Source organism: Cyclobacterium jeungdonense (assembly GCF_010994275.1).
In the GTDB taxonomy this organism is placed as follows: domain Bacteria; phylum Bacteroidota; class Bacteroidia; order Cytophagales; family Cyclobacteriaceae; genus Cyclobacterium; species Cyclobacterium jeungdonense.
This window is the reverse complement of sequence record NZ_WMCD01000001.1, coordinates 464,270-489,798: the sequence shown is the minus strand read 5'-3', so window position 1 is coordinate 489,798 and position 25,529 is coordinate 464,270. Positions and strand designations below refer to the sequence as shown.

At 46.3% G+C, this 25,529-nt stretch carries 18 protein-coding genes; 3 read left to right on the top strand and 15 right to left on the bottom strand.

Going from position 1 to position 25,529, the window contains the following annotated elements:
- Positions 1 to 2: 2 nt before the first annotated feature.
- Positions 3 to 530: a hypothetical protein gene (locus GKS34_RS01845; RefSeq protein WP_163383108.1), complete on the bottom strand. Its 528-nt coding sequence runs from the start codon at positions 528 to 530 to the stop codon at positions 3 to 5.
- Between the two features lie 168 nt (positions 531 to 698).
- Between GKS34_RS01845 and GKS34_RS01840 the strand changes: the two genes are divergently transcribed.
- The 3 genes from GKS34_RS01840 (at position 699) to GKS34_RS01830 (ending at position 4,415) form a co-directional block, all read left to right on the top strand.
- A complete protein-coding gene (locus tag GKS34_RS01840) occupies positions 699 to 2,237 on the top strand; it encodes a GH3 family acyl-acid amido synthetase (RefSeq protein ID WP_163383107.1) in 1,539 nt (512 codons plus the stop codon).
- A gap of 100 nt (positions 2,238 to 2,337) precedes the next feature.
- A complete protein-coding gene (locus GKS34_RS01835; protein WP_163383106.1) occupies positions 2,338 to 3,588 on the top strand; it encodes an MFS transporter in 1,251 nt (416 codons plus the stop codon).
- A gap of 29 nt (positions 3,589 to 3,617) precedes the next feature.
- Positions 3,618 to 4,415 carry a TspO-related membrane protein gene (locus tag GKS34_RS01830; protein WP_163383105.1) on the top strand — a complete coding sequence of 266 codons (798 nt, stop codon included), beginning with the start codon at positions 3,618 to 3,620 and terminating at the stop codon, positions 4,413 to 4,415.
- 20 nt (positions 4,416 to 4,435) lie between these two features.
- Here the strand turns inward: GKS34_RS01830 and GKS34_RS01825 are convergent, their stop codons facing one another.
- The 14 genes from GKS34_RS01825 to GKS34_RS01760 all read right to left on the bottom strand — a co-directional run bounded on the left by GKS34_RS01825 (position 4,436) and on the right by GKS34_RS01760 (position 25,431).
- Positions 4,436 to 5,506 (bottom strand): glycoside hydrolase family 113, encoded by a 1,071-nt coding sequence (locus tag GKS34_RS01825; RefSeq protein ID WP_240459154.1) that lies wholly within the window; start codon positions 5,504 to 5,506, stop codon positions 4,436 to 4,438.
- On the bottom strand, positions 5,503 to 6,972 hold the full coding sequence (locus tag GKS34_RS01820; RefSeq protein WP_163383104.1) for a BCCT family transporter: 1,470 nt from the start codon (positions 6,970 to 6,972) through the stop codon (positions 5,503 to 5,505). Before GKS34_RS01820 ends, GKS34_RS01825 begins: the two co-directional genes overlap by 4 nt.
- Before the next feature lie 310 nt (positions 6,973 to 7,282).
- Positions 7,283 to 8,716 (bottom strand): BNR-4 repeat-containing protein, encoded by a 1,434-nt coding sequence (locus tag GKS34_RS01815; protein ID WP_163383103.1) that lies wholly within the window; start codon positions 8,714 to 8,716, stop codon positions 7,283 to 7,285.
- Between the two features lie 85 nt (positions 8,717 to 8,801).
- Positions 8,802 to 9,182 carry a response regulator gene (locus GKS34_RS01810; RefSeq protein ID WP_163383102.1) on the bottom strand — a complete coding sequence of 127 codons (381 nt, stop codon included), beginning with the start codon at positions 9,180 to 9,182 and terminating at the stop codon, positions 8,802 to 8,804.
- A 307-nt stretch (positions 9,183 to 9,489) separates the two neighbouring features.
- Complete coding sequence (locus GKS34_RS01805; RefSeq protein ID WP_435380176.1) at positions 9,490 to 10,776, bottom strand: enolase C-terminal domain-like protein; 1,287 nt, start codon at positions 10,774 to 10,776, stop codon at positions 9,490 to 9,492.
- A gap of 138 nt (positions 10,777 to 10,914) precedes the next feature.
- Positions 10,915 to 13,293 (bottom strand): c-type cytochrome, encoded by a 2,379-nt coding sequence (locus GKS34_RS01800; protein WP_240459153.1) that lies wholly within the window; start codon positions 13,291 to 13,293, stop codon positions 10,915 to 10,917.
- Positions 13,293 to 14,747: a sulfatase family protein gene (locus GKS34_RS01795; protein WP_163383100.1), complete on the bottom strand. Its 1,455-nt coding sequence runs from the start codon at positions 14,745 to 14,747 to the stop codon at positions 13,293 to 13,295. The genes GKS34_RS01800 and GKS34_RS01795 overlap by 1 nt, the downstream gene beginning before the upstream one ends.
- Positions 14,744 to 16,333: a sulfatase family protein gene (locus GKS34_RS01790; protein ID WP_163383099.1), complete on the bottom strand. Its 1,590-nt coding sequence runs from the start codon at positions 16,331 to 16,333 to the stop codon at positions 14,744 to 14,746. The genes GKS34_RS01795 and GKS34_RS01790 overlap by 4 nt, the downstream gene beginning before the upstream one ends.
- A gap of 9 nt (positions 16,334 to 16,342) precedes the next feature.
- Positions 16,343 to 17,476 carry a formylglycine-generating enzyme family protein gene (locus GKS34_RS01785; protein WP_163383098.1) on the bottom strand — a complete coding sequence of 378 codons (1,134 nt, stop codon included), beginning with the start codon at positions 17,474 to 17,476 and terminating at the stop codon, positions 16,343 to 16,345.
- Between the two features lie 107 nt (positions 17,477 to 17,583).
- Positions 17,584 to 19,488, bottom strand: coding sequence for a sulfatase family protein (locus GKS34_RS01780; protein WP_163383705.1), 1,905 nt, complete (start codon positions 19,486 to 19,488; stop codon positions 17,584 to 17,586).
- Between the two features lie 11 nt (positions 19,489 to 19,499).
- The gene (locus GKS34_RS01775) at positions 19,500 to 21,218 is read right to left on the bottom strand and encodes a hypothetical protein (protein ID WP_163383097.1); all 1,719 of its coding nucleotides are present in this window, start codon (positions 21,216 to 21,218) and stop codon (positions 19,500 to 19,502) included.
- Positions 21,219 to 21,299: 81 nt separating this feature from the next.
- The gene (locus tag GKS34_RS01770; RefSeq protein ID WP_205602003.1) at positions 21,300 to 22,832 is read right to left on the bottom strand and encodes a sulfatase family protein; all 1,533 of its coding nucleotides are present in this window, start codon (positions 22,830 to 22,832) and stop codon (positions 21,300 to 21,302) included.
- A 57-nt stretch (positions 22,833 to 22,889) separates the two neighbouring features.
- Positions 22,890 to 24,035, bottom strand: a complete 1,146-nt coding sequence (locus tag GKS34_RS01765) for a M14 family zinc carboxypeptidase (protein WP_163383096.1) — start codon at positions 24,033 to 24,035, stop codon at positions 22,890 to 22,892.
- 157 nt (positions 24,036 to 24,192) lie between these two features.
- Positions 24,193 to 25,431 (bottom strand): Tm-1-like ATP-binding domain-containing protein, encoded by a 1,239-nt coding sequence (locus GKS34_RS01760; RefSeq protein WP_163383095.1) that lies wholly within the window; start codon positions 25,429 to 25,431, stop codon positions 24,193 to 24,195.
- Positions 25,432 to 25,529: the final 98 nt, after the last annotated feature.

The following is a 25,529-nucleotide window of genomic DNA, read 5'->3' as shown; positions in this document are numbered from 1 at the left end:
GCTTATAGCATACGCTCCTTTTCCGTATTCACCTTTAAAAGGAAACTCAACACCAGAAGAATCAAAATTCCAGGAAGTCCGGTATATAAGGATTGGATAAAATAATTTACAGGAGACAGGGGCAATAAACCAAATGCCATAATAAGCCCTGCACCTGCAAGCTTGGCTAGAAGAATCCCTGGTACCACTGCCCAGAACGAAATCTTTCTTGAAAACAAATCGCTAATAACTAAGGTAAACACTATTAATTCCAGCGATAATAGAATTAAAAGCGACCATTGCTCATTTCCTGAAATTAAAAAATTTAGTGTCGGTGATAACGCTGCTGCTACAAGCGCCGGAACCTTGTCAATTAAAATCAAGGCAACCAGGGGAACATAAAACATGGGTAGCAAAATAGCACCTAAAGGGGAGCCCTGAACTGGAGGCCCCAGGTGCACGACTATCGGAAACAGAACAGCCACTACCACGGTCATCAGCATGATCCATGTGGGACTGGTTTTGTATTGGTGTTTTATCAAATCTATCATCAGTATAGGGTAAAATTGCTGTGTTTAAAGTAGGTAAAAATTTTTAAGCATACAATTTTTAAAGCAAAATTCCATCGACCATGCTGATTTTGGTTCGATAGGGTTTCTGGTCTGATAATTGTGCAACTATTTTTTAAAGAAATTTCAATAATCATTAGCTAAGAAAACATGCCAGTAATCGGTGAATTGATTAAAAAAGCAATTGAATTAGGAGAAAAACTGAATACAGATGTCAGCCCTAAAGAAAAGCAAGAAAAAGTATTGCAGGAATTACTGGAGAAGGCCGAGGATACTTCGTTTGGAATCTACCATGGGTTCAATAGGATACTGAACGAGGAGAATCGAATAGGGGAATTTCAGGGGAAGGTCCCCTATTATGATTACGACAAAATTTACCAGGAATGGTGGCATAAGATCCGCGAAGGGCATAAAGACATCACCTGGCCGGGAATTAATCGATTTTTTGCGGTAAGTTCGGGCACCACCAGCAATAGTAAATACATCCCTGTAACGGATGATATGTTAGATGCCATCCGAAAGACCGGCATTCAACAAATCGTAAGCTTGTCCCATTACAACTTACCCGCTGATTTTTTTGAGCGACAGATCATGATGTTGGGTAGTTCTACAGAATTAAAGAAAAACAATGGGTTTTTAGAAGGAGAAATTAGTGGGATTAGCGCTAGCCAGATACCCTTTTGGTTCAACAACTTTTACAAGCCCGGACCTGAAATTTCCGCCATAGAGGATTGGGACGAGCGGATTGAAAAAATTGCAGAAAAGGCCAGGGAATGGGACATAGGTAGCATTTCCGGCATCCCTTCCTGGATCGAATTGATGATGAAGCGGGTGATTGCCTATCATAAAGTAGAAAACATACATGATATTTGGCCTAATCTGGAAGTTTATACACCCGGAGGGGTAGCGTTTGAACCTCATCGAAAGAGTTTTGAAAAAAACCTGGCGCATCCACTGGTTTACATCGATACCTACCTGGCTTCGGAAGGCTTTCTTGCTTTTCAGAAAAGACCCGACACCGATGCGATGGCGCTGGTACTGGACAATGGGATCTTTTTCGAGTTTGTGCCCTTTAAGCCAGAAAACATGGACGAATCGGGCAGCGTTCATCCCGATGCGGTTGCTTTGACCATTGATCAGGTTGAAGAGAATCAGGATTATATACTCGTTATTTCTACCGTTGCCGGTGCCTGGCGGTACATGATTGGCGATACCGTTTCTTTTACAAATAAAGAGAACGCAGAAATCAAGATTACCGGCAGGACGAAGTTTTTTCTCAATGTAGTCGGCAGCCAGCTCAGCGTTCATCAAATGGATATGGCCATGGAAGCATTACAGGATAAATTCAATCTTACCATTCCGGAATATACTGTCAGTGCCGTTCAGGAAAATGGCGAATACCTTCATCGTTGGTATTTGGGAAAGGAAACCGGAGAGGCTGTAAAGGAGGAAGTAAAAACTTTTCTAGACCAGTTTCTACAGGAAAACAACAAAAACTACAAAGTGGCGCGAAGTAAGGCACTGAGATCTATTGAAGTAGAAATCATTCCTGCAGCTGCTTTTATCGATTACAACGAAAAGCAGAAAAAGAAAGGGGGACAGACAAAATTTCCCAGGGTGATGAAAGAAAGCACCTTTTCAAAATGGGAATCATTTTTAAGCCAACAAGGCCATATAACCAGAAGCTAAATACCATTCTGAACTGACATTTTAACAAAATAAGTTTATTTTTGCATGGGGATTTAGATGGGTCAACGAATAGGATGGAAAGGATGTACGGAGAATTATCATGTTAATTTTTAAGTCACTGTCTTCTAAAAATTACCGATTTTTCTTTACCGGGCAGGCCTTTTCCAACCTGGGAAACATGATGAAACAGGTGGCAGTGGGTTGGCTGGTCTACCGGATTACTGGTTCTGCTTTGCTTCTGGGCTTGGTTTCTTTTTCCAGGGAAATTGCCGCCTTTTTATTTTCAACCGTTGCAGGAGTACTAGCAGACAGGTATAACAAGCACCGCCTGTTGATGATATGCCAATCCATCATTGCCCTCAATGCTACCATTCTGGCTCTTTTGACCATTTTCGACAGCATCAATTTCGAACTTATATTAGGTTTGGAACTACTTTTCGGAATAGTAAGTGGTTTGGAAATGCCCTCCAGGCATGCCTTTGTCAATGATTTGGTGGAAGACAAAAACAACCTGACAAGTGCCATCGCTTTAAATTCCTCCCTTTTTAATACTGCCCGGATTTTCGGTCCCGCCCTGGCGGGAATTTTAATTCCACTTATTGGAGAGGGATTTTGTTTTTTGATTTATGCCCTGGCCAGCTTTTCGGTGGTTGGCTTTTTTGCCGGTATCCATTACCAGCCCAGCGCCAAAAAAGGACCAACTAAGAATTTCAAAAACTCCTTCCTGGAAGGAGCTGCTTACTCCATATCCACCAAATACATTCGGTTTATCATTCTTTTTGTTGCTGGAGTGACGCTCTTGGGCGTATCTTACATGGTGGTGTTACCAGTTGTCGCTGCCGAGGTATTCCAGGGAGACGCCGTCATCTTTGGGTACATGACGAGTGCCGTTGGGGTGGGCAGCCTCATCGGAGCCTTTTTTATGGGCTCCAAAACCAATGCCCTTGGACTGGATAAATTGATACTTTTGGGCACCCTTGTTTTTGCTCTAGGTCTGGGGGTTTTCTCTTTTAGCACGTTATTATGGTTATCTTTGCTAGCCCTGGTAACCACGGGCCTGGGTAGGGTTGTAATATTCACCGGGTCCAACACCTTACTTCAAACCATTGTTCCGGAGGAGAAAAGGGGTCGGGTATTGAGCTTTTACATCATGCTCTTTATGGGGTCCCTATCTATGGGAAGTTTCTTGATCGGTTTGGCTACCGATTGGATCGGTGCTCCGCTCACCTTATTTTGCGGAAGTATTGGAGTTTTGCTTATGGCTGTTTATTACGGTAAAAGTCTTCCCTTATTGCGTAAAAGAACCTATAGAGCGATTAAAAAATCTGCTTTACTATGGGAAAGAAATTGATAGTATCCTTTCATTAAATTGCTGTCCTTATGAAACCTCTACCCCTTCTTCTGCTCAATACCTTCAGTTTTATCGTCGTACTGTTCTTCAATTACCTGGGTGGTGCCGGGGATTTTTTCGGCAATTCGGTCGGTGAAATCAGTTCCTTTTACCAAACACTACTTACCCCATCCGGCTATGCTTTTTCTATTTGGGGGTTAATCTACCTGGGATGGCTCGCTTATCTCGGGTTCCAGTGGTATGGCTATTTGTCAAATGACTATTCAACTGCCCTTCTTCCGGCGGGAATTTGGTTTTTCTTAGCCAACTTGAGCAATGCACTTTGGGTTTGGGCCTGGACTTCCGGATACCTATGGATTTCCCTGCTTATTATCGCCTTTTTATTGTTTTCCTTAATGCGCCTGGTTATCAAGCAGGGGCTTGAGTTGGGAGATGTTCCCTTGCGCACCATTTTCTGGATCTGGTGGCCTATCACTATTTACAGCGGATGGGTAATTTTGGCTACGGTGCTGAACGCCTCGATCGCTATAAAAAGCCTTGAATCTCTGGCTAGCCCGAGCGGAGAAGTGGTCTGGGCGGTAATCGTATTGTTAATCGCCACTGGCATTTACCTGCTGCTTACCATCTATAGAAATATGCGGGAAGCGGCCCTGGTCGGTACCTGGGGATTCGCTGCCATTGCAGTTAATCAATGGGAACAGTCTGCTGTCATCGGAATTTTAGCAGGGATTTTAGCAGTAGTATTGTTAGTAACGGCTGGTATTCATGGATACATCAATCGAAAAACAGCTCCATTGGTAAAAATTCAGAAAGGGGAATGGAAGTAATTGGCATCCAACGGAATTTGTTACAGATTTTCCTTTCCTTGCGTCCTATTTCCTAAGAAAAAAGTCCTCATCACCCCCTGAGCTAATTTATTCTGGGGGGTAAAATCAGGAACCCGTTCTCGTGACCGTGGGTACCATTTCCAGAAATAAACGCCTTGAAACCAGGGTTTGTCCCAGACTGCCTCAAAAAATGCCTGGTAGCATAGGGCCTGCATTTCCTGGGAAATTGGGACCTCTTTTCGCTGATTTGGCCACAACCAAGGTTCCTGCGCGGCATCTTGGGTATCACAATATCCCAGCTCGGTAAACATGATGGGCTTTTGAAAATCCCGACTGACATTTTCCAAGGAAGGCAGTACTTTTTGCCAACCTTGATGCAACTGAGTTAAAGCTGGATCCAGCCCCATCGCCAGGGGAAAATAGGCCTGCACACCAATGTAATCCAGAGCGTCCCAAAAAGCCACTCTTTCGTATTCGGTAAAGTTTGCCGCATAGGTCAGTTTTCCCGAATACACCTCCCTTACGGCTTTGATGATCCCTCGCCAGTCGCTTTCCCGATGACTGGTTTTCTCCAACTCGGTACCAACGCAAAGCAGCGGCAAGCCGTTTTTTTCAGCAAAATGAGCATAGTACAGGATAAAGGCTTTGTAATTGCGAAACCAGGTTTGCCAGTCGGTTTCATTTTTCATTGAAATTTCACCGGGCCAGGAACCGCGCACCCAAAGGTGGGGCTTTAACATGCTGCTCAGGCCCAATGCCCTTGCCGAATCGAGGGTAGCCTGCAAACCATGGATACTTTCTCCCCACCACATTTTGTCTGTATGGGTCTCCCAACGCAATTCCGGATCCTGTACTTGCGACTGCCAACCAAAAGGAGTTTGGGAGATATGACTAGCACCGATTTCTGTCAAAATCTCTAATTCACCACCTTGTAAAGGATGGGGACTGGCCACCCAGCATACACCCCGGTGCTTTTCGCCATCCAGGGTAGTCAGGGTTTCGGAATTTTTGGCAGCAGAACAGGCGATAGCCACCATAACCATAAAGGTCAGGTAAAGCAGGTGATTTCTAGCCAGGTTCTTGCAGCTCATGATTGCCTTCTTTTATACAAGGTAAAAAGAAAAGAACCAATCATCAGCAGGTAAATCCAACTAAATGGCAAAGCCATTACGATCAACAGTTGACTAATAGATTCCAGCAATCGTTCTTTTCCTATAAAAAGCGTGGCGACGGTAAAGAGGACCAAAATTAATCCCCAAACGAGCAAATTTCTTTTTTTCGGATCCCTGTTTCCGTTATCAGCAAACATGCCCAAAACATAAATTGCCGAATCAATAGAGGTAATCAAAAAAGTAAAAACCAAGAGTAAAGCCAGCGGTTGAAGCAAGGCCCCCAGGGGAAGCTTATCAAAAAAAACAAATATGGACCCGTACAGGGAATCAAACTGTCCTTGATATAAGTCCGGGTTTCCGATAAGCAAAAAAGCTTCCGTTCCGAAAACCGCAAACCAAATGAACGTCCCAAGGGTTGGTACCAGCAAAACGCCAAAGATAAATTCCCGAAAGCTTCTTCCCTGAGAAATTCTGGCAATAAACACGCCTGTAAACGGTGCCCAAGAAAGCCAGAAAGCCCAATAAAAAAAGGTCCAATCCATTAAAAATGAAGCTGGAACCTCCATCTTGCCGGCGTTCACACTCATCGGAAAGAAATCGAAAAGATAAGCCCACAATGCATGTATAAAGTTACTTGCCATTTGACCGGTATTCCCTGCCAATAGGGTGACCGCCACTAAAAACAAGGCGGTGGCGATATTAAAACGTGAAACATTTCGTATCCCCTTACTGAGCCCGGAAAAGGCCGAAATCGTAGCCAGGGAACCCAGAAAGAGAACAACATAGGCATTATTGGAATAACTCATTTCTACCTGCATAAAAAGCTGACTAAACCCAGCCAGTAGCTGCCGACTGCCGAGCCCCACCGCTCCAACCACTCCAAACAAGGTACTGAGGATGGTAATCACATCTATGGGAACAATTAACCAGGACCGCTGATACCGATCACTCAAAATAGAAGAACTAAGCATCTTACGGGACCTGCCGTATACCAGGTAGCCAATGATCAAACCAAACATTCCATAAAATGCCCAAGGTGTCAGACCCCAATGAAAAAAGGTATACTCCAGGGCAAAGACATCGGCCGCCCACTCCGAATGACGTGGCGGTTGCGTGTAATAGAAAGTGGGCTCCTGAACCGCCCGTAACATCAGGCCCGCTCCCATACCGGTACTGTAGAGCATGGCAATCCACGAAAACCAGCCGTAGGTAACCGGACCTTCTCCAAGGGTCTTTTTTCCCCAGGGAGAAAGGGCGATGCCCAATAAGACCAGCACCATAAATAGCCCCAGGTACAAGTAAAAATTTCCGAAATAGTATAACGTTAGTGCTGCAAACTCCTCGAGTTGCACTTTTAACCCTTCGGGAAATTGAAAAGCAGCAACCAAAAAGAGCAGGCAGGTCAAAAGGGTGGCCAGAAAGGTTGGTTGCGTTTTTAGTGTCACGGTAATAAACTATTGTTTCGCTGAATATACCAACCTATTGTCGTCTTAGCTGTTATTTGTTGTTTTTTTTTGATAAAACTTAATTTTTAGGACCAATGTAAAATCTAAGTTTTTCCAGGCCCTTGCCTATTTCAGGTGCCTTCATTAGCAATTTCCATCCCAACCCGGTGTGGTGATTTTCAATCATCGCGACGATACCCTTGGGAATAAAACCTCGATTCGATCGATACTTAGGTCGTAAAGTTCAAATAGTCCAGTTTCTAAATGGGTAGCACTAGATAACCCAAATAAACAGCAGGGAAGCCTTCAGTTACCGGGAAAACCACCTGCTGAGCCAATTATTCCGCCACTTCTTGGGTTTTACCCAATCTTCTTCCATTTCATATGGTAGTTTCCACACATTGCCTTCGCTATCTCCAAAATACAGGTGACTTTGGCTAAATTCATCCGGGTTACCATCTGCCCAAAAATAATAGAAGGGGTCCGAACCGTTGACTACCCTACGGATGTAATTGTGGTTTCGGTTACTCCCTTTGGTCAACTGGCGACTCATTTCCCAGCTCCGCCCCTGGTCGCTACTTTTCCAGAGCTGCACTTCTCCACCGGCACCCCAAACCTGGGGACGATTGGCAGTCGGGCCTATTACCATCCATTCATCTTCTTCCACCCAAAGGCTTCCCATATCGTAATTGTGATCGGAATGGGTGATAAGGTGGTCCTGCCAGCTGCTGCCATCCCAATGCACCACATGCCATGATCGGGGACCGTTTTCCGGGCCTGGCTGATGCCCGATTCCTTCCACATACAAGCCGATGGGATTCCCATCAGCATCGAAATTCACATCCTTTAGATACACATTTCGTTTCTGGCTAAAGTATTCCTTTACCAAACCTGAAGAGGTTAAGTTTAACACCGGAATTTCCACTTCATTACCATCACTATCTGTCCATGTTTGGCCAAAGTCAGTGGTTTGGAAATAATACAAATTGGTTCGTAAATCCACATTTCCATTTGGATGCCAATTACAAAAAAAACCGATTTTATTTCCCTTATTTCCAGACACCTGATAATGCCCACTATTCTTGTCTCCGTTACGTTTGATAGCCACGAGCTTTTGATCAGGGCTCCAAACCAGACCATCCGTGCTTGTTTCCATGTATAGTTCCCGAATACCGGTGTATTTGGTAAATAAATTCAGAAAACCATACCCAGGTATAAACTTAGGTTGGGGGTAGGTCATTTCCTCCTCACTAATCAAATCAAAGGAATCGATACTGTAGGGATTGGTGCTTCTGTATTTATAGCCCATCCTTTTTCTACCCCTACCACTAACAAAAACCCAAAGATATCCCTGTTCGTCAATCGCCAGGCTGGGATTGTCATGCGGGTCATCCACCCCTTCTTTATCGTGTACCACCACCGGCTTCGACACCATTCCTGATTCATGATCAAACACCCCTATCATGCACAGCAGATGCTTTTCTTCCTGAGAACGGGTTCCTCCATAGACGAAAAATGTCCGGTTAACCTCCGGAGCATGAATGGCAAGTGGAACGTGTTTGGCGGTATAGGTTCCCAGTCCCCCCGAATATTTGTCCCCAAAATCTGAAAACTGGCCTAACGTAAACCAAATACCTTTGTACCCGTCAACAGTGGGAAATTTCTCTTGGGCAATCAAATGCTGCCCAAAAGAACAAAAAATAAGAAATAAGCTGGAAAGGATAAGTTGATGCGATCGTTTCATACGGATTACAATGATGAAACAACAATAATAGGGAAATATTTGCGCTTAAAATAGGCCAAGACCCGGAACCCGAACAATTAACGGATCAAAGGTGAAATTTTTCTTTGAGTTGAATAAAATCCTGAATACTAAAGGGTTTTACCCAGAAATCTACTATTCGCTGGTAATCTTCGGCATGCTTTTTATCAGTCTCTTCTATGGAAGAAGTAATAATAATCACTTTTAGGTTTTTGGAAATGTTCATAGAGTCCAAAGTATCCAGTACATCCCAGCCCGATAATCCTGGCATATTGATATCCAGAAACATCAGGTATTCTTCATCATTGTAACCATTTTTAGCTAAAAATCGCAGCGCATCCTCCCCGTTATTGAATGAATTAACCTGATGGGTAATCCCTGCTTTTTCCATCAGCTTTTTTTGTAATAATATGACGATAGGATCATCGTCTACCAATAATATTTTCACCTGATACCAATTAATGTTGTCAATTTAAATCCTAAAAAAAACAATCCAGTCCAATTGGGATTAAAACAAACAGACTTGGAAAATGGTATTTTTTTAACATGCATATTTGTATATATAAAATACATTTTTTCAAATGTAAACTAAGTGAAAGGAATTAAAAAATATTGATTGGTTTTTTTCGTAAAAATTTCGAGATTCCGAATTTTGTAATAAAAAATATAAGTTCGGTGATAAATAAATCAAAAGTCGTTCCTTTAATGATTTGGTTACAACGAGTTACTAATAATTAGAACTATAGTCCTCTGCATTAACTTTCGACCATCGTTTCATAATGAGGGCTACTGGCAAGAATACCACCACTCTTTTGATAGAATTCCTTACCGGTGGGATAAACACCGTCTCGGGTATGTACCCAGGCCGCGTGAGACATGGGGTGGTAACCAAGCATTTTTTCCCAGTTCTTATAATATTGGTGACCATTCGTTTCCTGCAATCCAATATTCATATCTGGAAAAGGAGCTAATCGCGCAGCCACATTTTTATTCCAGTCCACCAAAATCGGATTCACCGTTAAGTCAGCACAAAAACAGGGCACGTTCCGTTCGTAAGCGGCCTGCACAATTTTCATGGTCATGCTCATGGTTTTGGCAATGGCCTTCACGGCAATCGCAGAATATCCTTGCTCTATCCGAGTTAACGCATCCTCCACGGTGTGTGCACTCTCATCAGCTGCAATGCGTACCCCCAGGTCCCCGACAAAGGTTTCATTAGCTTCACCGAACGGTTCTTCAATGACTGCAATCTGATCGAAGGCTCCAATCTTTTTGGCATGGTCCAGAAATCGCTCCAGGGTTTCCTTTTTTTCATACCTTTCATTCACATCAAAATAATATGGGATTTTACCATTTTTTGTGTGTGAGGTCTCCCTGTCTCCCAGCGTCTTGTGAACCGCTGTCAAAAATTCAATGTCCTTTTCCAGCATTTCCTTTTGGGTACCCGGAGCGCCCGTTTTCAATTTCATAATGAAATGACCTTTGTCCGCGGCATCCTTTATGTCATTAATCGATGCACCCACGCTGAACGAAGGAATACTTGCCACTTTATCGTGTTTATGGGAAAGCCCGGGACGGTAGGCTTCCGGAATCATTTCGTCAAAGGTCTGCAAGCCATTCTCCTCTCCGAATAATAACCAGGCCGCATTATCAACGGGCACCAAGGCATTTAAAGCAAAGGTCTTTTTAAGATCCGGATTTCTGGTAATTTTTTTGCCATAGTCATAAACCTCCGGCAGGATATCTTCCAGCAGGGATACCGGATCAACAAAGTGGGTACCTTTGATGATTTGCAAAGCTCTTTCCGTCATCGCATACATCAGGGCATTTCCTGCCGTGGTAGAATGGGCTTGAAACACCGCCTTATCGGACCACAAAGTTCCTTGGGTACCAATGCCTATTTTATGCCTACCACTCTCGGCTTTCATTAATGCCACCGTTTGCCAGGCTTCCGTAATGGCACTTCCTTTAAACCGGTAGGGAAATAGAGGTTCCCTTTCAAAATTGGAATCGGTATGAATGATTTTTATTTTTTTATTCATTTTCTGTTTGGTTGATGGTCCCGCAAATCCAGTGTGGGGAAAGCCACTCATACTTCCTAAGGCCATGACTGTCCCTGAACGTTGTATAAAAGACCTGCGCGTCCACTCTTTATTAGAATTATTTTTCATCGTATCGGTTTAGTTGGGAATGTTGTTAAGGGTATACCAAGCCTCTGAAGACCATAGTGAATTACCCGTTTGACTTTTCAAATCTTCGGGTAACTTAAAATAAATAACGTGATTTTCCATTAATCCCGGGATGGTTAAATGCAGCCTTTTCCCATCTCCGGATAGTTTCATGGATTCTGGAGTTAGCTGCGTCAAGTCCAACTTGGGACCACCATAGGAGGCAGTGGGCTTGTACCGCCACTGCTGAACTTCAAGCAAGGCCGGATCCAGTACCTCTGTTCCGATTGGCTCAGTAAATTCGATTTCAAACCCGTCCGGTTTTGCACGGATAGCCAGCATTTCAAAAGTACTGCTCCCATTGTACATTATTTTTTCCAGACCAAATTGGTTTCCTTTCCAGCTCCAGCCGCCTACCATTCCTACCTCTCCCACATATAGGGCGCCATCCGGTCCCCAGACGAGTCGATTGACCCCCGCTGTAAAGCCCTGAGAAAAACGGAACACCGCACCTTGATAGGCTCCGTTTACCTTTTCAAGAAAATCCCGCTTGATTCCCCCATTGGTTACATCTCCATGTAATAACTGTCCCTGATAGGGCCCGTCCTTCATCAAAATAGGCTCTGAGGGCGAGTTTCCAATTTCTTTGTCCGGCAGCCAAATGGCAGGAGGAACCATGGCAGGCGGGTCCAGTTCTTGCTCCTCCGAAAGCCCCCATGCCATGCCATTATACACTCCTTTTCGAACGTGTATAAGTTTGTTTGCAGGTAACCATTGCCCTTGGTTATCGGTCACAAATAGCTCTTCATCCATACCCAAACCGATTCCATTGGGCGTTCTCAAACCATAATCCATCCATTCGTAGTTGCCTTCCCGATCGATCTTCAGGGTTCTTCCCCTATCCGGGAGCTGGCGCTCATTGGCCATCAGCCGCATTGCCATGGACAAGGTGATGTAAAAGTGGTTGTCCTTGTAAACCAGTCCAAAAGCAAACTCATGAAAATCATCCCGTACACCCCAGTCGTCACAAACTACCCGGTACTCATCGATTAAATCATCCCCATCGTGATCGATTAACTGGGTCAATTCGTGCTTTTGTAAAACAAATAATTCTCCATCCACCACCTCCAAACCCAGGGGTTCCGCCAAGCCAGCCGCAATGCGCTTTACCGATACCGGAGCCCTGTCCCCTTCCAGGATATTGTCAACCAAATACACGCCTCCTATGGAATCCCAGGTACTGACCAATAGCCTTCCGTCTGGCAAAAAATCCAGCCCGCCTACCCTTGGCTGAAAAGAATCATTATGTAAAGTCGTCAAATCGTAACTCGGATGCACCCCTTCCACAGCAGCGCCATGGCCAGGCTTCGGAGAGGGGGATTCTTCTTCTATATTGGTGGATGGCCTCTTTTGGTTTACCCGATTTCCAGTGGCAATGGTTGTTTCCTTAGGTTTGTACGTAAAAATATAATCCAGCATGGTTTTAATCTCGGAAGAAGACAAATCAGGATGCGGATTCATGGGCGTATCTCCCCATACTCCCGCTCCCCCTTCTTTTATTTTGCTGGTCAAAAAGGAATAGCTTTCCCCATTTTTCGGGTACCGAGCAGCAATTTGTTCGAACGAAGGGCCTACCATGGCGTTCTTTTCTTCGTGACAGGTGTAGCAATCGCTATTTTCCATCCACAATATTCCCAGGTGATCATAACTATCCCCAATGGCAGGCGGCGATTGCTCAGGAAGCTGTTGAAAAAAATCAGTTGCTACAAGATCTCTGGAAATTCCCACCTGAACTTTATCATTATCAGACCTCAAGGAAACTTCCAATCCCTCGGGAATTTCAGAGCCAGCAAAGGAGCGTTTGAAGCCCGGTTGATCCAGTTCATTCCGAACAAATTCCGGATGCTCGTTTATTTTTATCCTTGTTCCGTCGTCCAGAACCAATTCAAACCGAATGGTTATTTGGTTGTCCTCCAACAGGTATCCTTTGTACTGCGTCTCGAAGGAGAGGTTTTCTCCATTTTTGGACACCAACCACTGATTGGGCAGGGAATCCTCTCCATAATAAGATGTACCCCAGGAACTGGGTTGAATGTTTTTCTTATTGGTAAAAACGGTTCCTTCCCGAAGGACTCCACCCTTCCACACCTTGTAAAGCTCTCCTTTTCCCAGGTCATACGCAGCAAAGCAAGCGGTATCCAATGCAAGTGTCAGCATTCGGGGGCGTTTATCCAAAACGGAACGAAATGCCCAGGGATCCATGGGCCGGGAAGGTATTGCTTCCGGTTTGGAGTTACAGGAAGTCCCCACCACTAGAAGTATCGCCATTCCGCAAAGCAGTGCGTTGAAACGATTGACAATTTCCTTTATCTCCATCCTTCGGGTAATCATTAAAAGGGTCCTTTGTTGGTGGTACTCAGGGCATCCGGTCCTCCTGGCATTTCTCCGCGGGTTCTTTCTATGTCCAGGGGTTTTCCGGTTTCCTTGTTGTACCAATCCTCCGTTAAATCATTCGGAACCGTGTCGTCTGTTTCCTGACTCCATTTTTCCAGGACATCCCGCAAATAATCCAGCATGCCCGTACTATCTCCTAATGTCGCTCTGTTCAGAAGCTGATATTCATCTTCCTCAACCAGATAAAACTCTTCTGCCGCTCGGGGCGCGGAAAATACATCCGCCTGTGCCGGATTGAGGCTCCCTTCGTCTCTTACTCGTTTTAAATCCGCAAAAGCCTCTGAGGCATTCGAATCGGCAGGTCCCGGATTGCTGAATCCGGGCCGGTTGTTTTTAATATACAGGTAATTTTTAGTCCGTACCATTCGGGCATGGGCCTCGTGGTCGTGCCAATTGTGCTCGGCAAATACAAAATTACGAAAGGGCAGCCCCGGATTCTCTAATAATGCCATAAAACTTTTTCCCTGAAAGGAATCAGGAGGAGTCAATCCGGCAAGTTCCAAAAAAGTAGGCGCCAGATCTATGCTGCTCAACATACTTCCCGAAATGCTCCCCACTTTCGTAATGCCCTCCGGCCATTTGACGATCAGCGGAGACTTGATCCCGGAATCAATCAAGCGAGTTTTACTTCTAGGGAAAGGCCTGCCGTTATCAGATAGGACCAGGATTAGGGTGTTTTCCAACACACCCTGCCGGTCTAATTCAGCTTCTACCTTTCCTATAAACGAGTCAAAACGGGAAATTTCGTCATAATACCGAGCCAAATCTGTTTTGGTGGGCATTTCATCTGCCAGAAAAGGCGGTACCTGTACCGATTCCGGGGTATGAGTTCCCGAAAAAGAATTGGGACCCCAGGGTCTATGGGCATCCAGAGAGGCCAGCCATAGAAAAAAAGGTTTGTCTTTGGGTCGCTCTTGCAGCAGGGGAACCCACATATCTTCTCCGCCATCGCCCATAGTGGGGCCTTTATCGTAAATCACATCAAAGCCCCTTCGCGGAGCAGGCCCCATGTGCCATTTTCCTGCCTGGCCAGTAAAATAACCGGCCTCTTTTAACAATTCAGGAAAAATGGCGATGGATTCCGGAAGCGTAGTGTGTAATTCCGCCGCACCGGTATTGTGTGGGTAGCGTCCGGAGATCATGCTGCACCGGCTGGGGCTGCAGGAGCTGGTAGTTAGATAAAAATTGGTGAAGCGGAGTCCTTCCGCCGCAAACCTGTCTATTACAGGTGTCTTTACCTGGGTATTACCATTCACCCCAATATCTTCATGCCCAATATCGTCCGCAAGAATCATAACGATATTGGGCCGTTTATTCTGAGCCCAGCCCGGGCTATTCCCTGTCAGCAATAAGACACTCAGAACAAACCAAAAACGCCATCTTCTTTTCATTCCTTAAAGTCAGTTTCATAATCCGTATCGTTCACCCATCCGGTGTTGAAGGATTCACCCTGCATAAAGCGATTGTAAAAATCCTTTTGACTCTCCTGCGCATATTCATAGGAATCGAAAACATCCCCATTCCCAAACATCCGGGGATCTTCCTGTGCCTTCAGCTGCCGGAACAATTCTTCCTTCAGGTTTTCTTTGATGGCCTGGTATTCCGGATGCAGAGCCAGGTTTTGGATGCATTCCGGATCCTTTTGCCGGTCATACAACTCTTCCTGGGGACGCTTGCCAAAAGAAAGATTCCAAAAATGCCTGTTGTCTTCTACCCGTCGCTGGTTCAGAATAACCGTTTTGGTCGGGCTGCCATCGGTATTTAGGTAACCGGTTTCAGGATTTCCGGCAGGCCAGCGGTCCGGTTCAAAATTGTGAATGTAAGTGAATTCCTCGGTGACAATACCCCGTATCGGGTAGCCCTGATCATCCGGCCGCCCAATATCATGACGCTCTTTTCCTATTAATACCGCATTCCGTGAAGGGTCGGTTTTTCCCGCTTTTTCCGTTAAGAAAATCGGTAACAAGCTTTTTCCTGTCATGGGAGCCATTCCAGAGCTATCGGGGTTAATTTTTGCCAAGTCCAGGAACGTAGGAGCAAAATCGGTGAAGTTGACGAAATCATCTATGACTCTTCCCGGATTTTGGATGTTTTTTCCCCACATCACGGCCAGGGGCAAATGATTTGAATACTCGTAGGCCTGTCCTTTTACCCGAGGAAATGGCATGCCGTTGTCCGCTGTTACTACCACTACCGTATTCTCCAATTCACCACTTTTCTCCAGCTCTTCAAGCATGGTCATCAGATGTTGGTCAAAATATTCAACCTCAAAGGCATAATCCAGCAAATCGTTTCTTACCGAATCATTGTCGGGCCAAAATGCCGGAACATGATCTATACTATCTATGGATTTACCAGCAAGTTCTGCCCCAGAACCATAGGCATAGGCTCTATGAGGTTCGGTGGACCCGTACCAAAAATAAAAAGGGGTCTCCTCTGGTTTTTCATCCAAAAAATGCTTGAAATTAGCTCCATAATCAATTTTGCTTATCTGCTCGGTAGGGGGATCCAGTTGGATATCACTGTATCGCGGGCCTGTGAGCATTCTGGGGTTTCCGTTCCGCTGCCCGGGATCTCCAGGCGCCCAGCCTTTCCCTGTAAAACCGGTGAAATAGCCGTTTTCACCCAATATTTCTACATGAGATGCAAATTTTTCAGGAAAAAACGGAACGTGGTTGGCGGCCTCTTCCAGCTGCCAGGAGTTTCTGCCGGTAAGAATGATGGACCGGGAAGGAGAGCATTTTGAATTGGGAGTATAGGCCCGGGAAAACAGCAAGCCTTCCTTCGCCACCCGGTCAAAAGCTGGGGTTTGAATCCAATCAATACCGTAGGCTCCCATATGCGGATAAGAAAGGTCATCGGCAATGGCAAACAGGATATTAGGCCTACGGTAGCTTTCCACTTTCTTCTCCTGGCAGGAAAAGAGCAAACAGCAACTCAGAAAACAAATTAAAAACAGGCTTTTTTGGGCAGTCATAAGTCGCATTTAATTGGAGGATACACAGCGGAATCCCGTGTGTTCCAGTCCGGTATCTGCGGAAGACTTCATTTTAGCACTCACCCGGTATCCCTCACAGTAAGAAACGTTGCAAAGAAAAGAGCCTCCTTTTACGATTTTTTTGGGAACGGTGGGCTCCTGCGGGTCGAAACTGTCTTCCGGACCCTGTGGATTTACCTGAACTTCGTCAGTCAAGCGGGAATAGTAGTCTTCCCGATACCAATCGTTGGTCCATTCCCAAACATTGCCGGCCATGTCGTACAAGCCATGAGGATTAGGTTCAAATGATTTAACCGGTGCAAGGCCCTGAAAACCATCCTGGCCTTCATCCGTGACTGGAAACTCTCCCTGCCAGATATTGGCCATAAAGCCACTTTGCTCTACTGGGTCATCTCCCCAGGGAAAGGATTTTTCTTCCAGCCCTCCTCTGGCAGCAAATTCCCATTCTGCTTCCGTAGGAAGACGCTTTCCTGCCCATTTGGCATAGGCCACAGCATCATCCCAGGCTACGTGCACTACGGGGTAATCCTCTTTACCCTCAATGCTGCTACCGGGTCCTTGCGGCTGTCTCCAACTAGCTTCTGGCGTCCATTCCCACCAATGGGAGGCATTGTTCAGGGGTACCGACTGATCAGGCGAGCGAAACGTGAGGGAAGCCGCTACCAGTACTTCATCGGGCGGTTTAGGTGTGCCGGGTGGTAATTGTTTTTTGATTTCTTCCCAATCCGGTTTTTTCTCTGCCACGGTTACGTAACCAGTGGCCTCCACAAATTCAGCAAATTCCCGGTTGGTTACTTCAGTTTCATCCATCCAGAAGCCGTCAACTTTCACCGTGTGCGCAGGAAGTTCATCTTTTCGGCCCCGTCCATCAGTGGCTCCGCGGGTAAAGGTTCCTCCTTCTATCCAAATCATTCCCTCGTGCGATGCAGGAGCATCCCGCTCGGGGATAACATTTTCCGAAGAAGCATTGCCCGCAGAAAACCTGTCCGGAATAGTACCGTGGCAGTCCGTCATGTCTTCTGCTGTTTCTTCGGCTTCAGAGGAATCGGAAGGAGAAGAGCAGGAAAACTGCCCTATAAGAATTAGTATTACAAAAGGCCAAAGCCTAAAACGAATGTTCATGTTAGTTGAATTAGTTTATCGGTTTCAATTTAATGAAGTTAGCCAAAAAGCCCTATGGATCGTAAAACTTTTTGATAAACGCACCCTCCTTTCCATAAAACACCCATTTACCAGGTGCCTTTAAGGTAAGCAAGTCTGCGCTCTACCTCCGGATTGGATACCCTAACTACCAGATCGCCTGGATCTGTCTGCGGCTCAAACCGGCTATGATCAAGGAAATACACCAGGGTATTCAGCCCAATCAATGCTGCCACCGGATCCCGCGTTCCCTGAATCCAGGAAAACAGCGCCGGAAAAGGATTGTCTATTTCAAGGATTCCCATCAATTCGATCGCCCGTAACTGTACCATGGGTTGCTTCTCTTCCCTCCAATCCGGGAATTCCCCATACTCCGAGGCAATGCTTTTTCCAAAAGATGCTGCCGCCATATAGGCCCAATACCTTTCCAGGTAAGAGCCAGATTGTAGGGTGCTGAATATATTTGCTCGAACTTCCCTCCAAGGTTGGGTTGCCCAGTTTGAAATATGGATCAATTTTACCAACTCCGGGTGAAAAGCCTTTCCATAGGCCACCGGATTGTCCAGCGCCTCGTTTACCAGAAGGTTTTCGGGTAGAAATCCCAGGTCGTTATTAGCTGCTAGCCATTGATTTAAACCTTCTCTCATCCCATTCAGGACTGATGTTCTGGCGGGATCATCAGCAAGATTTTTTGTTTCAAAAGGATCCTCCTCCAGATCATAAAGCATTTCAACCGGCTTGGCTTCAAAAAAAGCTGCTTCGATAGTATCCAGTTTTCCCTGATCGTATAAGCTCCGCCACTCTGCAAAAGCCAGCATTTTGTACCGGTAATTGTTTTGCAAGCCATCTGGATACCAAGGTTGGTAACTGCGGATGTATTTCCACTTACCCTTGCGAAAAGACCGGACCATCTCGTACTTTTCATCAAACCGATCCGCATGTCCATAGGCCTCGTCCCTGGATTCCAGTGCTTCTCTCTCCAACCCCTTTCCCAAAAAGGGTTGCCCATCCATGGGTTCGGGTATTTCTAAATCTGCCAGGCGAAGTACGGTGGGTGCAAAATCGATAAAGCTAACGAATGCTTCGGGCGAGTCCCCCTTTTGGTAGGGAACCAAATGTTTCCAGTTTTCGGGTATGCGGACTACCAGGGGTACGTTTATTCCTGTTTCGTACAAATAACCCTTACTACCTGGCAAAACGCCTCCATGGTCACCAAAATAAAAAATAAAGGTATCTTCAAGTACCATTGCTTCCTCTAATTCCTTGATTTTTTGGGCTACCCAGTCATCAATTTCCCGAATTTTATCCCGGTGGTAAGCAGTGGTATAGCGAAACAAGGGTGTTTCGGGAAACTGCGGGAATAGCTTGACCTGAGCAGGATCGTCGGTAGGATGGTAGCTATTCATCCGTTCTTTGTCAAAATGCAGGCGGCTCTCGTGGGATTCTGTAAAGGTTTCCTGATGAAAAAAGGGCTTTTCTGACTGGGGATTGTTATGCCAGGAAGCCTGATATGAGGATTCATCCCAAACGCCTTCTCCCTCCTGCGCATTGTAGTCCTTTTTGGCGTTGTTGGTGGTATAATATCCTGCTTTTCGCAAATAAGCAGGAAACATTTCCAACCCATCGGGCATCGGTGCGGATTTTATCTTCCGGTGAAGGTGAATTCCTGTTCGCGTTGCCAGCGTGCCTGTAATAAGGGTACTTCGTGCCACCGAACATACCGGAGAATTGGAAAACGCATGTCCATAGGTCAGTCCATTAGAAGCCATTTCCTCAATAGCAGGTGTGGACACTCCGTTTGGGTCAAAAAGCTCCATGAAATGTTTTGAATTGTCCTCCGATATCAAAAAGACGATGTTTGGCTTAGCCGCACTTATTGACCGTTCCTTCTCCGGAGCCTTATTGCCAAAAACCGTCAAACAGGGCAAAGAAAAGCACAGGAGCGCAATTAGAATTAAACGAAATGAGGGTATAGTAAGGGTTTTTATCAGCATGCTATCGGACATCAAGTGATTTGAATTGTATGGTGAAAGGGTGTGAAACCGGTTAGAAAAACGGTTGGCGCATCCTGTTTAGGTAAAGCTCCCCTTAATTGCACCCAGCGGTGCTGATGCAGGCCAGGGCCAAAGTGAATCGCTGATCCGGCATGCGAATATTTCCCAGTCCCTTCTTTCAGGTAATACGTATCCTCCAGCTCTTCGTGGGGAACCGTTCCCACAAAGGTTCCTCCGGGTCTGAAAACCAGTTCCAGGGCTACGGGCACCCGGTCGGTACCCGCAATGCTGATTTCGATCGAAAAGCCCTGCTCCGTCTCACGAATGGTAACCCGACTGTTGAGTTCCTGGACTTCGGATTGAGGTCGTTCCGACCGCGGCATTCCAGACCAATCCCCATCACCGGGGATTTTATCAGCTGGAAATGGCTGGTAATAGGGTCCCTGCAAATAACTGCTGAGAATATAGGTGCCGTTTTCTTCCTTCAGGCTTTCCGAGACAAATTGCCCTTTCCCAAAAAAAGCACTGGCAAACCGAATCCCCTGAAGTGCCAAAGAGGGTTTGTGAAAGGTGAAGAAAACAGGGCTTCCCATCAGGATGGATGCATCGTAGTCTCCCCTACGTACCCGGGCCAGATTGGAATTTCGAAATACTTTGGAATAGGAAGTGGGCAGCGGTTTCGGGCCGGGCAATGCTTTCCACAGCTCCTTGTCCTCCAGAAAATAATATAAGAATCCAGTAGTTTTCTCGAAAGCGGTCGTTTCAATAAGTCTACAAGCTGCTGCGTATTGCCCGTTTTCATCCTTGAGCGCCATGTACCGATACGGGTAATAATAATTTTCGAGGGTTCCGATGATGGAATTATCCTGCCGTCCGGAAGCTTCTGTGACAATTTCCCCATTCGGGTGCAGGTAATAAAAATTCATGTCCAGATTCCTGCGCACGTTGCTATAAAGTTCGGGCTTATCGAAACCACGGGCGGTACTTATCAATACCCGGTTGCTGAGAGAAGAGTAGATATAGCTGCTTTTCTCCTCGTATTGCCCGTCGGCGTCCATGTCAATTCCTTCAGAAAGCCATCTTTCCGCCCGGTTCCTGTATCCCGGATCTTTTTCAATTTTATAAAGCTCGGCCAGGGCCGAACACACCACCCAGCGATGATTCGGTGTATGGATACCGCCGACTTTTAACGCCTCTCCTGCCTGCAACAAAAATTGCTTTAGGGGAATGGTGATGGCGTCTTTTTCTGGCACGGAGCTATTATCCAGTAAACGCCATACGGGTGCCAGCCATTTGACAATAAACCCGGTATCGGGGGTAGAATGAAAATTGGTAGACAACAGATCAATGGTACCGTCCTCGTGCTGCAGGCTTAAAAGAAACTCCGCCGCATGTCCCAACCTTTCCACCAAACCGGAATCGGCATGGTAGGTGGATTCGGGACTAATCAGGGCGCAAATACCTGTTTTCAGGAAACTCGTGGCCGCATGCGGGGAAGGCATCCCATATCCATCCAGAACCTCGCGGAAGTGGGGGGAATCCGGATCCGCCACGTACCTTCGCTGTACCCTTTCCAAGGAAGCATCGTTATTGGCAATCATTTTCCGGAGCCACGCCGGCTTTACCTCCGGGGCATCCCTACTGGAAAAAAGGGAAGGGAAAGAAACGGGTACCAAGGGAGCCAAAAGGGCCACTTGTCCGTTTTTACGAATAAACGTTCTTCGTTTCATGAAACGAGGTTATTTTTGGGTAGTGATGAAGTTTTGAATTTACCAATTTTTACCAATGGAAAAAGAAAGCTTCTCAAAAAATTATTGATAGGCCCAGCTTACCTGCTCCCAGATTTCGGGGCCATCGTTTTTTTGCCGGGGACCGGCAGTGCTTCTGCCCTCTTTTATCAGTGCAATCAGTTCTTTTTTTAAGGCTTCCACCCGCTCAGGATACCGATCCACCAGGTTATTTACTTCTTCGGGATCGGTAGCCAGGTTGTATAGCTGAAAATCCGGTAGGTCTTCCAGGCCGTTTCTGGTAAGCGGTTCGGTCCATCCCCCGGATCCGGGCCAGCAAATCAGTTTCCAGTTCCCTCTGCGAATCGCAAAACGGCCTTCGATGGAATGGTGGACGATAGAAGTCCTTTCTGAATCCGGATTTCCCTGCATTAAGGTTGGGAAAAAGCTAAAGCTATCTTCTCCTGCATTTTCCGGAAGTGGTGTTCCCAACATTTCGGCTACCGTAGCCATTAGGTCGGTGGTACAGATTAGCTGATCGGATGTGCCGCCAGCAGCAATTTTTTCCGGCCAGTGCACCAAAAACGGTACCCGGTGTCCTCCTTCGTATATATCCGCTTTGTGCCCCCGCCAACCATTACTGGGGTCATGTCCTACCCTAGCCAATTCCGGATAATCTGCCCGTGGGGAGCAACCATTATCCGAGGTAAAAATAATCACCGTATTCTCCAGTAGCCCATTTTCTTCCAGAGCCCCAATCACCTGTCCGACCACATCGTCTACCTGCAGCATAAAATCTCCGTACATGTTGGAATTACTTTTGCCCATAAATTCGGTAAGGGGTAAAATAGGCGTATGAGGTGCGGGCAAGGCAAAATAAAGAAAGAAAGGATCAGCGGAACTGGCCTGCCGGTCAATGTAGGTAACTGCTTTTTCAGTCAGATGTGAAAGGGTTAACGTATGGTTAAAATCCGTACCGGTAGGGCCATCTCTCCAAAAACCCTTTTCGTCCACATTGATGGTTCTCCGGTCGGGAAGAGCCGTCACCCGGTCGTTTTCCACGTAGACGTATGGAGGAATATCCAGAGAACTGCTAATACCGTAAGAATAGGTAAACCCCCTGTCGTTTGGTCCATTTTGGATGGGCTGTGTATAATCCACCTCCAGGATTTGATTTAGGCTATTTATATTCTCATATTCTTGTTTGAAGGACCAGTCCCAACCCAGATGCCATTTTCCGACAAAGGCAGTATGGTAGCCGGCCTCCTGCAGGTAATCCCCAACCGTAAGCCGCTCATTCGAAATCAGGGGAGCAGAAAATCCACCCAACACCCCATTTTTTAGCTCCGAGCGCCAGTTGTACCGACCCGTCAGGATTCCATATCGAGTCGGAGTACAAACAGCAGAGCTGGTGTGCGCATCCGTAAATTTCAAGCCATCGCTTGCCAGCCGATCAATATTCGGGGTAGTAAAAGCCGCCTCCGAATTGTAACAGGAGGCATCCCCTATCCCCATGTCGTCAGCAAGGATATAAACAATATTGGGTCTGGCGTTTTCTTGCGCCATGGCCTTGAAGGCCAAACAAAAACAAAGAACGATAAGGTACCTGGAATTCATAATGCTTTAATTGGTTTCAATAGAATGTGCTGTCAAATTAGAAAGAAAGATAGCCGATTACTTTTCCCAAATCAATCGGTTGTCCCGAATGTAGGAAAAAATTTCCCGGTACAGGACGAGTTGAATGTCCAGCAATTCTTCATAGCTGGTGCCGTCTTCCAGGGTGCCGTGTGGGCTCTCGAAGGTAAAGGACATGGTTCCACTGGCATGGTGCAGGGCACTTACCAAATTAAAGGAGGCCCTGGGAGGAAATTCCGGATCGTCGTCTTCCAGACTCAGTCCCCAATTTTCGGGCCTGTGGGGCAGGTCGCCGGCAATAAAAGCCTGGTTCAGTTGTTGGGCAAAATCGGCAATCCGCTTTTTCATAAAAAGGGGGGCATGACTGTTCTGGATCACAAAAGGAGTGCAGGAGCAAGAGTGCAAGGAAACACTCAGGTCGGGTGCCTCCTCCTTGGCCAACTGCATGATAGCTTTGGTTTCAGCGGCCATGGGATCAAAAAAGTCATCGTGCATGATATTGATGCCGTTGTCATTAAAGTAGGCACCCAAAATACCCACATCTCCTTTCATGGGATGCAGCGATTTGGCCCCTGGCCAGCGCCAAAGGGTACCGTCTTGCTGGGTACCCTGACCGTATTTCGTCATGATTTCTTCAGGAAGTCCTTTGAAGGTGTCGTAAGGATTTCTTCTCCTTCCATCCGGATTGCCACTGGGAACGATGATTACCCGAAACTCGGCAAAGAAAGCCTGCAGTTCCGGCCATTCCCTACCGCGGTAATCGCTACCCGTTTCGGCAATGTGAAGCAGGTTAACCAGGCCGGAAATTCCTTCCCCTTCCTGCCCGTGAACCGGGCCGATAAAGTAAACTACCGGCTTGGTGTCTGAGGTCTTTTCGGCAAAAAAGGCCGGATTCCGCGCTGCTACGGCAGAGTTGTAATTGGCCTGACTATTAAGATCCTCCTTTTCCCCATAGAATATGGCGTACAGTGGTAAGCCTCCTGCTGAGTAGGCAATCCGTTCGACTTTTCCTTTCTGAAGCAGCTCCAGTTCCGCTTCGATATCCGACAAGCGGGATTTATAAAATTCGGGGATATCCGAAGGGTTTTCCGGATCTCCGGGCTCTGGTAAGGGCTGGGAGAACGTGCTTCCGGCCAAAATGCAGAAAGTCAACAGGAGGGCTGACAAAGAAAAGGCTTTATTCATTGGGTTGGGTTTTAACAATCAAACAGTTAATTTCAAGGCAATTTATTGAATTGTAAAGAGAATATCCCGGAAGGGAGCCGGAATTTGGAAAGGAATTTTAGTTCAATTCAAGACCTGCCAGCTTCTGGAAACCTGGCAGGTCGACGCACTTTAAAGACTATCCTTTGGATTTCTCCACTTCCAATATACCCAATAGGATGGCTACAACTTCCTTTGCAAAGGCGGCATCATTAATCGGCAACGCTATAGTGATGCGTTCAATTTCGGGATCCAGATGGGTTGTCAGGGCTTTTTCAAAGGCCTTCACGCAATTTTCGTTGTGAAAATAATTACCCCGAGCGTCCAACTGGGAAAAGCCTTTTGAAGGGATGACCACTTTTGTCTTTACTTTGTTTTTACTCTTATTTAGTTTTTCCGCGATCACTTTCCCCAGGGCGAGGTTCTCTTCTTCATTGGTCCGCATCAGGGTCACATCAGGTGCCCATTGGTAAAAAAGCCTGTCCCCATAGGTTTCAGGAACGCTTTCTCTGGTTCCAAAATTAACCATATCCAGACATCCTGGAGCCAGCAAACAGGGAATACCCATTTCAGCTGCGGCTGTCAACCGATCCGGACCAGCACTTAAGATCCCGCCACAAAGTTCATCTGCCAATTCGGTGGTGGTCAGGTCCAGGACCGCTTCGAAGACTCCTTCGCGAATTAATGCTTCCATGGCTTTTCCTCCTACTCCGTTGGCATGGAAGGCCATTACCTCGTACCCCTTCGCCTGCAAAATCTGTGTGCATTCATTTACGCAGTCGGTAGTATTTCCAAACATGCTGATGGCAATCGTACCTTTGCCATCAACCTCCTTTTGTGCTGGCACCTTCGTCATGGCGGACAGCGCAGCCGCTGCCTGATGTATTATCGGACGGATAATGGTATTCAGACCTGCTACATCCACTACCGAAGGAATTAACACAATATCCTTCACCCCTACCAAATGCGATACATCCCGGGTAGCCAGCGTAGAAATGCATATTTTGGGCAAGCCCAGAGGCAGGACCTGCATGGCTTTGAGTAGCAGATAGGTTCCCCCACCGCCTCCCATTCCGATGACGCCTTTGATTTGTCCTGGAAAACTTCGAAACAGTTCTCCGGCACCTCGGGCCATCATCTCCAATGCATGACCCCTGTCATTTTTTTCCCGGAGTTCTTCGAGAGAACTTCCCGCCAGAGAGGCCAGGTATTCTGCTTCCACATCCACCGGAAATAAATCGGTGCTGCCGAAGATTCCTGCATTGATACAAAGGACCGATTCGCCTCTGGCCAAAAGTTGTTCTCGCAGGTGTGCAAATACTTCTCCTTTGGTATCAAAACATCCCAAAACAAAAATAGCTGGAAAGGAAGGGGGCATATTTTAATGGTTCATAGCTTACTACTTGAATGTAGTAAAAAATATACATTCGAAAAAATCAGGTGCAAGGGCATTTTTACCCGGCAGGCACTGACTTC

Coding starts and splice junctions, on each gene's coding strand:
- GKS34_RS01760 (WP_163383095.1), bottom strand. CDS start 25,431: ATGCCCCCTTCCTTTCCAGCTATTTTTGTTTTGGGATGTTTTGATACC.
- GKS34_RS01840 (WP_163383107.1), top strand. CDS start 699: ATGCCAGTAATCGGTGAATTGATTAAAAAAGCAATTGAATTAGGAGAA.
- GKS34_RS01770 (WP_205602003.1), bottom strand. CDS start 22,832: ATGAATTCCAGGTACCTTATCGTTCTTTGTTTTTGTTTGGCCTTCAAG.
- GKS34_RS01845 (WP_163383108.1), bottom strand. CDS start 530: ATGATAGATTTGATAAAACACCAATACAAAACCAGTCCCACATGGATC.
- GKS34_RS01780 (WP_163383705.1), bottom strand. CDS start 19,488: ATGCTGATAAAAACCCTTACTATACCCTCATTTCGTTTAATTCTAATT.
- GKS34_RS01775 (WP_163383097.1), bottom strand. CDS start 21,218: ATGAAACGAAGAACGTTTATTCGTAAAAACGGACAAGTGGCCCTTTTG.
- GKS34_RS01765 (WP_163383096.1), bottom strand. CDS start 24,035: ATGAATAAAGCCTTTTCTTTGTCAGCCCTCCTGTTGACTTTCTGCATT.
- GKS34_RS01830 (WP_163383105.1), top strand. CDS start 3,618: ATGAAACCTCTACCCCTTCTTCTGCTCAATACCTTCAGTTTTATCGTC.
- GKS34_RS01825 (WP_240459154.1), bottom strand. CDS start 5,506: ATGAGCTGCAAGAACCTGGCTAGAAATCACCTGCTTTACCTGACCTTT.
- GKS34_RS01800 (WP_240459153.1), bottom strand. CDS start 13,293: ATGATTACCCGAAGGATGGAGATAAAGGAAATTGTCAATCGTTTCAAC.
- GKS34_RS01805 (WP_435380176.1), bottom strand. CDS start 10,776: ATGAATAAAAAAATAAAAATCATTCATACCGATTCCAATTTTGAAAGG.
- GKS34_RS01795 (WP_163383100.1), bottom strand. CDS start 14,747: ATGAAAAGAAGATGGCGTTTTTGGTTTGTTCTGAGTGTCTTATTGCTG.
- GKS34_RS01790 (WP_163383099.1), bottom strand. CDS start 16,333: ATGACTGCCCAAAAAAGCCTGTTTTTAATTTGTTTTCTGAGTTGCTGT.
- GKS34_RS01785 (WP_163383098.1), bottom strand. CDS start 17,476: ATGAACATTCGTTTTAGGCTTTGGCCTTTTGTAATACTAATTCTTATA.
- GKS34_RS01835 (WP_163383106.1), top strand. CDS start 2,338: ATGTTAATTTTTAAGTCACTGTCTTCTAAAAATTACCGATTTTTCTTT.
- GKS34_RS01815 (WP_163383103.1), bottom strand. CDS start 8,716: ATGAAACGATCGCATCAACTTATCCTTTCCAGCTTATTTCTTATTTTT.